At 62.6% G+C, this 11793-nt stretch carries 15 protein-coding genes; 8 read left to right on the top strand and 7 right to left on the bottom strand.

Annotated elements, in window-relative coordinates:
• Positions 1-6 precede the first annotated feature (6 nt).
• Genes ACEN8U_RS02365 through ACEN8U_RS02345 form a run of 5 tightly spaced genes read right to left on the bottom strand, consistent with a single transcriptional unit; the run spans position 7 to position 3101 of the window.
• Positions 7-534 carry a cupin domain-containing protein gene (locus tag ACEN8U_RS02365; RefSeq protein ID WP_310109944.1) on the bottom strand — a complete coding sequence of 176 codons (528 nt, stop codon included), beginning with the start codon at positions 532-534 and terminating at the stop codon, positions 7-9.
• A 26-nt stretch (positions 535-560) separates the two neighbouring features.
• Positions 561-1328 (bottom strand): SDR family oxidoreductase, encoded by a 768-nt coding sequence (locus ACEN8U_RS02360; protein ID WP_413657241.1) that lies wholly within the window; start codon positions 1326-1328, stop codon positions 561-563.
• Positions 1321-2424, bottom strand: a complete 1104-nt coding sequence (locus ACEN8U_RS02355; RefSeq protein ID WP_310109948.1) for an aromatic ring-hydroxylating dioxygenase subunit alpha — start codon at positions 2422-2424, stop codon at positions 1321-1323. The genes ACEN8U_RS02360 and ACEN8U_RS02355 overlap by 8 nt, the downstream gene beginning before the upstream one ends.
• A gap of 49 nt (positions 2425-2473) precedes the next feature.
• Positions 2474-2785 carry a recombinase-like helix-turn-helix domain-containing protein gene (locus tag ACEN8U_RS02350; RefSeq protein ID WP_013591225.1) on the bottom strand — a complete coding sequence of 104 codons (312 nt, stop codon included), beginning with the start codon at positions 2783-2785 and terminating at the stop codon, positions 2474-2476.
• Between the two features lies 1 nt (position 2786).
• On the bottom strand, positions 2787-3101 hold the full coding sequence (locus ACEN8U_RS02345; protein WP_013591226.1) for a non-heme iron oxygenase ferredoxin subunit: 315 nt from the start codon (positions 3099-3101) through the stop codon (positions 2787-2789).
• A 440-nt stretch (positions 3102-3541) separates the two neighbouring features.
• On the opposite strand from ACEN8U_RS02345, the gene ACEN8U_RS02340 reads away from it, so the two are divergent.
• The gene (locus ACEN8U_RS02340; protein WP_310109950.1) at positions 3542-4615 is read left to right on the top strand and encodes a porin; all 1074 of its coding nucleotides are present in this window, start codon (positions 3542-3544) and stop codon (positions 4613-4615) included.
• 13 nt (positions 4616-4628) lie between these two features.
• On the opposite strand, the gene ACEN8U_RS02335 is transcribed toward ACEN8U_RS02340, so the two are convergent.
• A complete protein-coding gene (locus ACEN8U_RS02335; protein ID WP_310109952.1) occupies positions 4629-5585 on the bottom strand; it encodes an IclR family transcriptional regulator in 957 nt (318 codons plus the stop codon).
• Between the two features lie 138 nt (positions 5586-5723).
• Here ACEN8U_RS02335 and ACEN8U_RS02330 point away from each other — a divergent pair, with 138 nt between their 5' ends.
• The 6 genes from ACEN8U_RS02330 to ACEN8U_RS02305 all read left to right on the top strand — a co-directional run bounded on the left by ACEN8U_RS02330 (position 5724) and on the right by ACEN8U_RS02305 (position 10256).
• Positions 5724-6011: a hypothetical protein gene (locus ACEN8U_RS02330; RefSeq protein ID WP_013591229.1), complete on the top strand. Its 288-nt coding sequence runs from the start codon at positions 5724-5726 to the stop codon at positions 6009-6011.
• A gap of 153 nt (positions 6012-6164) precedes the next feature.
• Complete coding sequence (locus ACEN8U_RS02325; RefSeq protein ID WP_310109953.1) at positions 6165-7874, top strand: acid phosphatase; 1710 nt, start codon at positions 6165-6167, stop codon at positions 7872-7874.
• A gap of 140 nt (positions 7875-8014) precedes the next feature.
• Positions 8015-8374, top strand: a complete 360-nt coding sequence (locus tag ACEN8U_RS02320; protein ID WP_309587461.1) for a DUF3564 domain-containing protein — start codon at positions 8015-8017, stop codon at positions 8372-8374.
• A gap of 289 nt (positions 8375-8663) precedes the next feature.
• Positions 8664-9413: a DNA/RNA non-specific endonuclease gene (locus tag ACEN8U_RS02315; RefSeq protein ID WP_310109954.1), complete on the top strand. Its 750-nt coding sequence runs from the start codon at positions 8664-8666 to the stop codon at positions 9411-9413.
• Positions 9406-9666, top strand: a complete 261-nt coding sequence (locus ACEN8U_RS02310) for a hypothetical protein (RefSeq protein WP_309587459.1) — start codon at positions 9406-9408, stop codon at positions 9664-9666. Before ACEN8U_RS02315 ends, ACEN8U_RS02310 begins: the two co-directional genes overlap by 8 nt.
• Positions 9667-9878: 212 nt before the next feature.
• Positions 9879-10256: a hypothetical protein gene (locus tag ACEN8U_RS02305; protein WP_310109956.1), complete on the top strand. Its 378-nt coding sequence runs from the start codon at positions 9879-9881 to the stop codon at positions 10254-10256.
• A 173-nt stretch (positions 10257-10429) separates the two neighbouring features.
• Here the strand turns inward: ACEN8U_RS02305 and ACEN8U_RS02300 are convergent, their stop codons facing one another.
• Positions 10430-11146, bottom strand: a complete 717-nt coding sequence (locus tag ACEN8U_RS02300; protein ID WP_310109958.1) for a Crp/Fnr family transcriptional regulator — start codon at positions 11144-11146, stop codon at positions 10430-10432.
• 90 nt (positions 11147-11236) lie between these two features.
• Between ACEN8U_RS02300 and ACEN8U_RS02295 the strand changes: the two genes are divergently transcribed.
• The gene (locus tag ACEN8U_RS02295) at positions 11237-11776 is read left to right on the top strand and encodes a DUF962 domain-containing protein (RefSeq protein ID WP_310109960.1); all 540 of its coding nucleotides are present in this window, start codon (positions 11237-11239) and stop codon (positions 11774-11776) included.
• Positions 11777-11793 lie beyond the last annotated feature (17 nt).

Raw genomic sequence — 11793 nt, 5'->3', positions numbered from 1 at the left:
GTAGGTTTAGCGCTTGAGCTTCGCGAGCGGCGAATCCGGCGGATACGTCGGCGTAATGGGCTTAGGAGAACCGAGCATCACGCACATCAAGGCATCTTCTTCGCCGACGTTGATTTCGGTGCGATAAACGCCCGGCGGCACGGAAATCAGATCGCGCTCGCCGAGCACGGCCTCCCACGTTTCGCCGTCTTTCTCGCAGATCACCTTCATCTTGCCGCGCAGCACGAAGAAAATTTCTTCGACGTCCATATGAATATGGCTCGGGCCGATATTGCCGGCCGGAATCACCATCGTCGAAAACGTGAAGCCGCCTGCCGGTACCGTGTTCACGTCTTTCGCGACGCCCGTGCCGCCCGTGCCGACATAGCGCATCTGCGCGCGGCGGTACTTCGGGTCGTAATCGGCCTGAAACTTCAGTGCGTCCCAGTCGTAGCGCCGCGTTGCAAAGCGTGCGACGCGGCTGTCCAGCCACTGTGCAAAGCTCGCGTCCGCAGGCTGGTCCCACGATTTGCGTTCGATTTCGGCGTCCGCCATCTCTTTCTCCTTTCGATTCGACAAGATCAATTCATCACGAAGCCGCCGTTCACCGGCAGCAATTGGCCGGTCACGAAGCGCGCGGCATCGGACAACAGAAACAGCGCCGGCCCGGTGACATCGTCGGGCACCTGCGCGCGCGCGAGCGCACGGCCTTGCAGGTAATACTCATGACGCCCGGCGGGCACATACGCGGTCGCCTCGACCTCGGTGAGGCCGGGCGCGATTGCGTTGACCGTCACCTGATGCGCGCCGAATTCACGCGCGAGCGAGCGGGTCATCGAAATCACCGCGCCCTTGCTGGCCACATACGCGAGCAGTTTCGGCGCGCCCCACATTGCCGTGTCGGACGCGATGTTCACGATGCTGCCGCGCCCGGACTCGCGCAGATAAGGCAGCGCGGCGGTGCTCATCAACCAGGTGCCGCGCACGTTCACATTCATGACGGCGTCCCAGGTTTCGACGGAAAGCTCGTCGGCAAATTTGCCGCCGGAGTTCGTGATCGCCGCGTTGTTGATGAGCGCGTCGAGGCCGCCGATTTGCGCCGCGGCCTGCTGCGCAAATCGCGCGATGCTCGCGGGATCGGCGAGATCGAGCGGCAGATAGGTTGCCGCATGGCCTTCCTTCACTAGCCACGCCGCGAGCGCGCGTCCTTCGTCGTGCAGAATGTCGCCGAACACGACCTGCGCGCCGGCTTGCACCAGCGCGCGCACGAACGCCGCGCCGAGACCGCGCGCGCCGCCCGTCACGAGAACGCGCCGGCCATTGAGCGCAAGCGTGGCGTCGTTATGCATGGCCGTGGCCCGCGGTTTCGGTGTGCGCTGCGCCCAGCTGCGCGGCTTGCGCCGCTTGCGCGCGATGCGCGTCGAGCGCGGCGAAGTCCTGCTGCGCGCGTTGCCGCAGCATGCGGCGCACGCGCGTCATGCCGACGTCGTGCTGATATAGGAACTCGTGCTCGCGCGCGTTCGGCGCCATGCTTTCGAGCACATAGCGGTCTTGCTCCAGCACCGCCCAATGCAGGCCTTCCAGGCGATTGCGATACATGAAGCGCCAGGCGTCGCGCTGCCAGCCTTGCACCTTGCGGGTCCGCCAGAAGTAAACCTGGCAATTGTTTTCGTCGACGGGAACCGCGAAGCCGATGATTCCGAAGTTGCCGCCCGGGCCGAATTTCTTCTTGTACGGAATCGCGAGACGCATCCACAGGCAGCCGGTTTCGCCGAGTTCCACCCAGTCGAAGTTGACGTCGCGCTGCCCGACCTTTTCGAACATCAAGCCGGTTTCGGTCTTGCGCACGCGCATGTCCGCCTGCTTGTCGCCTTCGGCCATGGAATGCGACGTCGCGTGCAGATAGGCGCCGTGCATCGGGTCCATGACGTTGTCGATTGCGTACTGGTAATTGCACTTCCAGTTCGACATGCACAGGAAGCTCGCGTACTCCTCGCCGACCAGTTCCTCCGGCAGATTCAGCGGCGCGGGTTCCTGATGTGCGTCGTCGCCGAACCACAGGAAGACCGCGCCCGCGTGTTCCTGCGCCGGATACGACTTCACGCACTTCTGACCTTCGAGCGGACACGCGGACACCGCCGGCACTTTGGTGACGGTGCCGCTGCCGTTGATCTCGATGCCGTGATACCAGCACGCGACGCTGCCGCCGAGATTCCAGCCCAGCGACAGACGCGCGCCGCGGTGCGGGCAGCGGTCTTCCAGCGCGTTGACTTTGCCTTCCTTGTCGCGCCACAGCACGATCTGATCGCCGAGGCGGGTGATGCCGATCGGCGCATCGCCGACCTGCCAGCTCGGCGCGACGGGATACCAGTAGTTGCGCAGACCACGGTCCAGGTAGGACTGAATCGGATCGGCCGCGTGTTGCGTTGTCGTGGGGGACGTCATGAAGAGACTCCGGATGCGGATGCGATGAAACGTGTTCGGAAAAGCGCGCTTATTCGGCGAGCAGGCGAAATTCGGCAGCGAGACGCTCGGCGCTCCATGCGTTGCCTTCCGGCGTGCGGAACCCAAGACCGTTCAAACCGTCGACGACTTCCTGCAGCTCTACCGCGCCCGCTTCGAACACTTTTTCGAGCGCGTCGCCGAAGTCGTTTTCGTATTGCGTCGGCTCGGCCTTGCGCGTCTGCCAGATAAAGTTTTCCGCCTCGCCGGGCTTCTCGATCACGCCCTTGCCGGCGACGTTGTTCGGCTGCGGCGCGAGCCACGGCTTCAGGAAGGGATTGAAGTTCACGGCTACCTCTCGCATGTCATTCCACCTTGATCTGGATTTCTTCACCGGCGAGGCGCACCGAATACATCTTCAGGTCGCGGCCGCCCGGCTCTTTCAGGCACTTGCCCGTCGGAATGTGAAATACGGCTTCGTGCAGCGGGCATTCGACGGTGTCGCCGTCGATAAAGCCTTGCGTCAGCAGTGCGTATGCGTGGGGGCAGACGTTTTCGAGCGCGTAGAGCTCGTCGCCCACCTTGTAGATGCCGATCTCGGTGCCGTCGAGCTTGAACTCGAGCGGCGCGTCTTCGGACAGATCGCCGGCATGTCCGGCGCAGCGCCATTGGTCAGTCATTTCTCGCCTTCTCCTGGAGCCTGACGTTCCATATAAGGAACATCAGTTCGTGTATGGATAATTATAGGAGCGGCTCTCGAGCGAGCAAATAAAAATCTCATGCGTTAGGGGAAAACACTGACTGCAGTGTTCACAACACTGCATTGCGCGATGCGCGGCGATGGCTACCTGCGCCGGAAACCCCTACCGCACGGGCATTCGACGCGAACAAAGAGACTTCGGACTGGAAACGATTCGGGTTTGTACGGACACCGAAAATTTATTTTGACGGCGCGGGAAGTCACTATACTTTTCCATAGGCGATACGAACGCCCATAGATGGAACAAAAGTAGCGCAGTTTTCCGGCGCGAAACGCGAAGACTGCATCAACCCAAAAGCATGGGGTCAGAAGCGGCGGAACCGGCGCGCGCTGTCCGTCGTGCGATCAGGAGAACCAACGGTGAAGCACATTATTGCGGCCGGCTTGACCGCCATCTGCGCGACGACAGGCGCATGGGCACAGAGCAGCGTCACGCTATACGGCAGCCTGGATGCCGGTATTGCCTACATCAGCAATGCGGGCGGCCACTCGAAGTGGATCGAGGAGCAAGGCAACATGCAGCCGGACCGCTGGGGCCTGAAGGGCGTCGAAGATCTGGGCGGCGGGCTGAAGACGGTCTTTCAGCTGGAGAACGGCTTCTATACGAACACGGGCGCGTTTGCCAAAGCGGGCACGCTGTTCAATCGCCAGGCGTTTGTGGGTTTGAGTTCTGACCGGATCGGCACGTTGACCTTGGGTCATCAGACGCCGTTCAGCTTCGACGTGCTGGGCCCGCTGAGCACCGCCTATCTCGCCGCGAGCTGGTACGCGTTCCATCCTGGCAATATCGACGAACTCGCCGACACGGGCGTGGTGCCGTTCGACAATTCGGTGAAGTTCCGCTCCGCGAGCTTCAGCGGCTTTTCGTTTGGCGCGATGATGGGCCTCGGCAACACGACGAACTTCTCCACCGGCAAAACGCTGAGCTTTGCGCTTAGCTATGCGAACGGTCCGTTCAAGGCCGGTGCGACGTATGCGAACGAGCACAATCGCACGCCCTCTATTGTGACCACGGGCATCACCCGTTTCCAGGGCGTGGCAGCGGCGAACTATAGCGCCGACAAAGTGCAGAACATGGGCGCGGGCGCGTCATACCAGTTCGGCAAGCTGCTCGTGCATGGCCTCTATACGCGAGTCAAACTGCAGTCGGCGGGACATTCGGACACCTATCAAAGCTACGACGTGGGCGCGAACTACCAGTTCACGCCGTTTAACAGCGTGTCCGGCGGCGCCGCGACCACCACGCTCGCCGGGCACCGCTGGACGCAGTTCGAAATCGGCGACGTGTATGCGTTGTCGAAGACGACGCAGGTGTACGTGAACGCGCTCTATGAGCGCGCGGGCTCCAACACGGACGCCGCCTTCTTCACGGCGGGGGTGTCGAGCGGCCGGAATCAGACCATCGTTCTGACCGGCATTCACCACTCGTTCTGACGACGAGGCTGGGCTAGCTCGCCGCGACCGGTTTGCGGCGAGCCTGCAGTGCAGTTGGATCGTCCGGCCGTGGCCGGTGGCCAAGGCGTTCGGACAACTCGAGCGCGGCCTGGCAAACTGCGGCGATGAGCGGCTCGCGCTCCTCGGCCTCGCCAAGGTCGGAGCGCGGAATCGTAACCGTCAAGGCGGCGGCAATCTTGCCGCTCTGATCGCGCACCGGCGCGCTCACTACCGAAATGCCCCGCTCGAACGACGCCTCGCTGAGCGCATAGCCGAGCGCCGCGCTTTCGCGCACTCTTCCATACAGTTCTTCGACCGTCGCCGGCGTACGTTCGGTGAAGCGTTCGAGTTGCGGCTCGGGATACAGGCGCCGCAATTCGTCGAAAGTCAGATCGCCCATCAGCACCTGGCCATGGACGGTTGCGTGTGCCGGCAAACGCGTGCCCACATGCACTTTCACTGAACTGAACATGGGCTCGTGCGTTTGCGCCTTGGCGACGAACACGACGTCGCGTTGATCGCGAATCAGCAGATGCGAACTCAAGCCTGTGGCGTCGCGCAGACGTTCGAGAATCGGCGTGCCGACGTCGGTCAGTTCGAGCGAGTTCAGATATTCGAAACCGAGCCGCAGCACCGCGACGCTCAGGCGGAAATAGCGGTCGCCGTTCACTCGCTCCAGGAAGCCGAGTGCTTCGAGCGTTTGCAACAAACGGAAGGTGGTGGTTCGCGGAATGCCGATGCGTTTGGAGAGTTCCGGCGCGCCGAGCACCGGTTCGCGTGCGCTGAATTCGGCGAGGATGCGCAGGCCGCGCTCGAGGCCCGGCACCAGATAGGTCGAGCCCGCGGCGCTGTCTTCGTCGTTGGCGGCTTCATGCACGGGCGACAGCGCGTCGTCGTGCGAAGCCGGCGCTGCCGCAGCACGTGGCCTCGCCTGCTTGCGTCCCACTCCGGTCTGATCTTCTTTTGCCATCTTCGCTGCCGTTTTCTGCTGTTCATCGAGGTCAGATCAGCATCATAACGTCTTTGCGGTGCTATGCTTTGATGCGGTCCGCTGCGCGAGGCCCCGTTGCCGCGCCTTCGTACCGCTCAAGCGTCGGAGGCCACGCTCATGTCCAATTCCGTGCAGATCCAGGTTGCCGATTCGCATCTTTATCCCGGGTGCGCCGTGCATATCGCCCACTTGCCGGAACCCGCACGGGCGGCCGCGGCGGTCGTCGAATTCGCCGACGGCTCCGGGGCCAACGCCACCTGCCATCTGCGCGCGCACGACGAACTGGAATTGACCGTCGACGGTTACGCGACTCAAACGCGCCACCCCGTCAACGCGAGACATTGGCTGCTGCTCGCCGTCGATGCAACGCACAACAGTTGGCGCGTCAAGCGTCGCTTGCCCTAGCTGCCCAACACCGCATCACATCCTGCAGTAAGCCGGAGCGGTCTTCCGGTGCAAACTTCCGCCGTACCTTGCGCAGAATCGTAGCTACCGCCGGCGCCCCGCGCGCCGCCCCGAGCCGCATTTGACGCTCGTCACGCATTCCGGAACCGACCGATGACAGACCACGACTCTTCCCTGCCGCCGAACCCCGGCAGCGCCGACCACGCCGCCAACGCCGCCGACGATCCGCACAACCCGGAGCGCCGCCGCGTGCTGACCGGTCTTGCGGCGGTCGGCCTCGGCCTCGCGCTGACCGGCTGCAAGACCGACGACATCGCCAACGCCGCCACGCCGCGCAGCGCCGCGGATATCCGGCTCGACGCTGCACTGCACGATCAGGTCAAACAGATCGTGGTGATCTACGCGGAGAACCGCAGTTTCGCGAATCTTTACGGCAATTTTCCAGGCATCCAGCATCCGCTCGATGCCGTGAGCGCCGAGCGTTCGCTGCAATTCGACCGCGACGGCAAAACGCCGCTGCCGCGGCTGCCGGCCATCTGGGGCGGCCTCGTTCCGCAAGCGCAGGAAGTGGACGGCAGGCGCTACATGATCGGCCAGAACGACATCGGCAATCTGCGCAATGGGCCGTTCCATCTGACCGACGCGCACGGTGCGCCGCTGCCTACGGGCGTGATCACGCGCGATCTGGTGCATCGCTTCTATCAGAACCAGATGCAGATCAACGCCGGCCGCAACAACCAGTTCGCGGCGTGGGGCGATTCCGGCGGCCTCGTCATGGGGCATTACCGCAATTCCGCCGACACGCTCAAGCTCTGGAGTCTCGCGCAGCAGTACACGCTGTGCGATAACTTTTTCATGGCCGCGTTCGGCGGCTCCTGGCTGAATCACATCTTTCTGATTTCAGCGCAGGCGCCGTTTTATCCGGACATCCACAACAGTCCGGCGAAAAAAATGGTGTCCGTCGTCGAAGGCGACGATCCCACCGGCACGCGGCTGAAGCTCGCGGCGGACTCGCCCGCGTCGGCACTGGACGGCCCGCCGAAGTTCGTCAACGACGGCGCATTCACCGCCGACGGCTACGCGGTCAACACCATGGCGCCGCCGTATCAGCCGAGCAACGTGCGCCCCGCGGAAGGCGGCAACCCGGCATTCGCGGACGCAGCGAATCCGCGCGTGCTGCCGCCGCAAAACTACGCGACGATCGGCGACCGTCTCACGGACAAGGGTGTCGACTGGGCCTGGTACAGCGGCGCGTGGCAATACGCGCTGGAGCATCAGGACACGGGCGCGGTGCCCGACTTCCAGTATCACCACCAGCCCTTCAACTACTTCGCCAACTACGCGCCCGGCACCGCTGCGCGGCGCAAATATCTGCGCGATGCGGGTCTCGGCAGCGATCCGTCGACCAACCGTTTCATCGCGGACATCGACGCGGGACGTCTGCCCACTGTGGCGTTCTACAAGCCGCAGGGCGATCTGAATATGCATGCCGGCTATGCCGACGTCGAAGCGGGCGACCGGCACATCGCACGTGTGATCGAGCATATCCAGCGAGGCCCGCAATGGGCCAACACGGTCGTGATCGTCACCGTCGACGAAAACGGCGGCTGGTGGGATCCGGTCGCGCCGCCGAAGGGCGACCGCTGGGGCCCCGGCTCGCGAATCCCCGCGCTCGTCATTTCGCCGCTCGCCAGGAAGGGCTACGTCGATCACACCGTGTACGACACCAACTCGATTCTTCGCTTTATCAGCCGTGTGCACGGACTCGCACCGCTCGACGGCGTCGTCGCGCGCGACCGCGCATTTGCACGCAACGGTCTCGCGCCGCTCGGCGATTTGACGGCGCCACTCGACCTCGCGTGAATGTAGTCGGAGAACGCGCCGCCGCGCGGCGCCTTCACGCGTATTTCATAAGCCCCGAAAGAGTCATACGTTTGCCTTGAATAACCGGTGCCGCGACATAGACTGATAAAGCAATTCTCCGCACTTCGCACGGAACTGATATGCGCCTCACTATCCTTATTAACGGTTCCGATCCCACCGTCAGTCACGACTATGCTGTTCTCTGGCTCGACACCGACCAAGGCCGGTGGTCGAGGGAAGCGCATCAAGGGATCGATCTGCCCCCGTGGGGCGAATTACACGATGAGGACGGCGTGACGACACTCTGCGCGCCGAGTAACAACGCGCCGCTTTGCACGCTGCGCGGCCTGCACGTGGACCGCAAACAGCGTGTGAGCGCGGCACAAGGCGACGCCGCGTGGACCGCGCTGCGCAACCGCACACCGACAAGCGGGTTCTGGCGCTTGCAAGCAGTGGATCGTCAAAACGTGCACGCGGAAAATAGCGTGTTCGGCAATTAATTCCAGCGTCTTTTCCTTTCCCGGTCGAAATTCCCACGCGCGCGCCGAGCGGCCCGCGCGCGGTCATTTTTTGCGGCGTTGATGCTCTACGCGGTAACGCGCCGACCATTCTGCCTAACGCACGCATTTAAGCCCGTCTTAAGTTTGCGTACGTAGAGTTGGAAATCCACGCATTCGGGTCGCTGCAAGGCGGCCCATTTTTTTGCCTGCGCGATTCTCGCAATCCCTGCTGTCCGACGGTGCGCGCAACGCTATACTTTGCGCCCCTTCCCTCCTCACCGTTCGACACATGAAGAAGTGGTTCGCCTGCCTGCTCGTCGCGTTTGCCGCTAACGCCAGCGCGGCGCCTTCCTGCACCCAGTTCACACCGAATGCGCAATGGCCGGTTCTGACCAATCAGAAGATGGCGCCGAAAACGCGCATGCTGTGCTACAGCGATTTCGCCGTCATGCATTCGGGTATCACGCACGGTCCGTTGTGGTCCGCCGAACATCTGACGCGCGACCATATCGAAGCCGCGAAAGACATGGTGCGCACCAACAAGTTTTTCGAAGAAGAGCGCTTGCCCGACGGCGAAGGCGCGACGCTCGCGGACTACCGGCGCAGCGGCTTCGATCGCGGACATATGAGTCCTGCGGGTAATCGCTGGAATGCCGAAGCGATGGCGCAATCGTTTTCGCTCGCCAACATCGTGCCGCAAAATCGCGAGAATAATCAACGCTTGTGGGCGCGCATCGAAACGTCCGTGCGTAAAATCGCCGTTGCGTATGACGACACCTATGTCGTCACCGGGCCCATGTTCAGCGGCCAGCAACTGCAGACCATCGGACCCACGCACGTGTTCGTGCCGACGCAGCTTTTCAAGGCGGTCTACGTGCCCTCGCGGCAACTTGCGTTCGCGGTCGTGGTCGACAATGTATCGACGAACCGCTACGAAATCAGGACGATTCACGAACTCGAGGCAGCGTCGGGTATCCGCTTTCCGGGCATTCCGGAGAACCTCAAAGATCAGCGACCGGGAGGACTCAAAGGTGTTTAAACCCTATTCGAACGATGACGACGTGCTCAACATCCAGGGCGACGCACTGACCGTGAGCAACGGCACGACGCGCATCGTACTCAACGGCACGCTCGAACTCACGCAGGATCAGCGCGGGCTGAAGGCGGCGCTCGCACTCAAAGAAGCCGTGGATGCCATCGTCGCGGCATTGCAGGCGCATCCTGGGTTGCCCGCCAAAGTAAAGGACGAGCCGGATGAAAAACCGGGCGTCGTTCAAAACCCGTTTCAATGACGTTTAAGAATCGTCAGACGAGGCGGAAGCAAAAACACTTAAAGCGTATTCAGCACGCCGATATGTTTCTGCGGTGCGCTGTCGTTACGTTTTGTCACCAGAGCATCGTCAACTGCTGTCTTCCGGACTGCGTTAAACCGGCAGCGCTGAACAATTCAGCCGCGGTCAGGATCCACCAACAGGAATCCACCGGTTAAACAAGGAGTCAAACCATGAAGACGCTTTTCGCCGCTCTCGCTTCCGCTCTGCTCGTGTCGACTGCTTTCGCCCAAACGGCGGCACCGGCATCGTCCCCCTCCGCGCAGCCCGCACAAACGCAGTCCGCCGGCCAGGCGAATCTGAAGGCGAGCACCGCCGTGCAAACCGGTGCATCGGATGACAGCGCGGCTACGGCCAAAGCGCCTTCCAAAGCCACTGCAAAGTCGCATGTGAAGACGTCGTCGAAGCACGTCGCGAAGCATCACAAAGCCGTGAAGAAAACGCCGGCCGATTCGAGCGCAGCGAAAGCGAAAACGGACAGCACGCAGCAAACCAGCAATGCGCCGGTGAACGCCGACGGCGCAAAGACCGACACGACCAAAACGCAATAACACGTGTACGGTTTCGGCGCGCACCGGCCACATGTGCACTAAAAGATAGAAGCCAATAATCGAAGCCGGGCCAGGCCGTTCAGGGAGGGCGAGTCGTATGACTCGCCTTTTTTTTATGCGCTTGTGCGGCGTGGATTAGTCCAGGCGGCCGCCGTGCGGCGCCTATGCGCGCGCTACTGATCCGAACTTCCGTTCAGTTGTGCGAACTCTCCGAGCCTGCGGGCGTCGACGATCTCTATTTCCGCGTAGCCAAGCTTCAACGCGCCTTGCGTTTCAAACTGCTTGAGCACCTGGTTGATGGTCTGCCGCGACAGCGCCAGCATCATCGCGAGATCTTCCTGCGGCACGGGGATCACGCGCCGCAGCGCGCCCGCTTCTCCATACCCGCCCGCCATCAGCAGCAGCCGGCGCGCGACGCGCTGCGCAGCCGGCAGCAACGCCGCTTCTTCTATCGCGTCGAAGGCAAGACGCAGCTTGTGCGTGAGCAGCAAGCCGAACGTGTGCCAATAGGCCGGCGTGCGTTCGAGCAGCGCCGCGAGTGCGGCGCGCGGCACATGAAACAGCTCCGTCTCGCGCTCGGCATACGCATCGTGCGTTCGCGGACGATTGTCAAACAGCGCGATTTCGCCGAACCAGTTCATCGGCTCGATGACCGCAAGCAACGCTTCCTTGCCGCTCACACTCGCGGCGCCGATTCGCATCAAGCCGCTGAGCACGCAATAGAAGCCGTCGTCGGAATCGCCGCGCGTGAAGAGACGCTCGCCGGCAGCGAGTCGCTTCAGGCGGCCTGCTTCGACCAATTGCGCCTGCAACGCGGCCGGGGCCGAGCGAAACCATGCGCTGTCGGCGAGCCGCGCGGCAAGCTGGATGGAAGGAAGAGTTGCGGTCATTGAATCGCGCCTATGCCGATTGTCGGCTACCCGATGGTTTCCAATCTCGATCGCCGCGATTATGCTGGCTTTGACCGAGGAGCGGCATCCATGAGAACGCTGACACAACAGCTTACGCACTATGCGGCCTACCATCGCGACAGGCGCAATATCGCCACGCATTTCGTCGGCATTCCGATGATCGTGCTGGCGTTGGCCGTCCTGTTGAGTCGTCCCGCTTTCGCGCTCGCCGCGCTGCCGGTCACACTATCGCCGGCGTGGCTGCTGTTCGTCGCGGCCACGCTCTATTACCTGGTGCTCGACGTCCCGCTCGGTCTGATGATGGCAGCAGTGTCAGCACTGTGCATCGCATTCGGCCAGTGGATCGCGGCGCAGTCCACGCTGGTCTGGCTCACAACGGGCGTTGGCCTCTTCGTGATCGGCTGGGTGTTTCAGTTTATCGGGCACGTGGCGTACGAGCATCGCAAACCGGCTTTCGTCGACGATGTGATCGGCCTGCTGATCGGACCGCTGTTCGTGCTCGCCGAAGCGCTGTTTGAAATCGGCTGGCGGCCCGCATTGCGCGACGCGATAGAGCGCGAAGCGGGACCGACGCGCGTCAACCCGAACCGCGCCGCCGCGCATCGCTAAGCGCGTGCCGCGCCGTA

The organism is Paraburkholderia phenoliruptrix (assembly GCF_047325075.1).
Classification (GTDB): Bacteria; Pseudomonadota; Gammaproteobacteria; order Burkholderiales; family Burkholderiaceae; genus Paraburkholderia; species Paraburkholderia phenoliruptrix.
This window is presented reverse-complemented; position numbering and strand designations above follow the sequence as displayed.

Coding starts and splice junctions, on each gene's coding strand:
- ACEN8U_RS02365 (WP_310109944.1), bottom strand. CDS start 534: ATGGCGGACGCCGAAATCGAACGCAAATCGTGGGACCAGCCTGCGGAC.
- ACEN8U_RS02360 (WP_413657241.1), bottom strand. CDS start 1,328: ATGCATAACGACGCCACGCTTGCGCTCAATGGCCGGCGCGTTCTCGTG.
- ACEN8U_RS02355 (WP_310109948.1), bottom strand. CDS start 2,424: ATGACGTCCCCCACGACAACGCAACACGCGGCCGATCCGATTCAGTCC.
- ACEN8U_RS02350 (WP_013591225.1), bottom strand. CDS start 2,785: ATGCGAGAGGTAGCCGTGAACTTCAATCCCTTCCTGAAGCCGTGGCTC.
- ACEN8U_RS02345 (WP_013591226.1), bottom strand. CDS start 3,101: ATGACTGACCAATGGCGCTGCGCCGGACATGCCGGCGATCTGTCCGAA.
- ACEN8U_RS02335 (WP_310109952.1), bottom strand. CDS start 5,585: ATGGCAAAAGAAGATCAGACCGGAGTGGGACGCAAGCAGGCGAGGCCA.
- ACEN8U_RS02330 (WP_013591229.1), top strand. CDS start 5,724: ATGTCCAATTCCGTGCAGATCCAGGTTGCCGATTCGCATCTTTATCCC.
- ACEN8U_RS02325 (WP_310109953.1), top strand. CDS start 6,165: ATGACAGACCACGACTCTTCCCTGCCGCCGAACCCCGGCAGCGCCGAC.
- ACEN8U_RS02320 (WP_309587461.1), top strand. CDS start 8,015: ATGCGCCTCACTATCCTTATTAACGGTTCCGATCCCACCGTCAGTCAC.
- ACEN8U_RS02315 (WP_310109954.1), top strand. CDS start 8,664: ATGAAGAAGTGGTTCGCCTGCCTGCTCGTCGCGTTTGCCGCTAACGCC.
- ACEN8U_RS02305 (WP_310109956.1), top strand. CDS start 9,879: ATGAAGACGCTTTTCGCCGCTCTCGCTTCCGCTCTGCTCGTGTCGACT.
- ACEN8U_RS02300 (WP_310109958.1), bottom strand. CDS start 11,146: ATGACCGCAACTCTTCCTTCCATCCAGCTTGCCGCGCGGCTCGCCGAC.
- ACEN8U_RS02295 (WP_310109960.1), top strand. CDS start 11,237: ATGAGAACGCTGACACAACAGCTTACGCACTATGCGGCCTACCATCGC.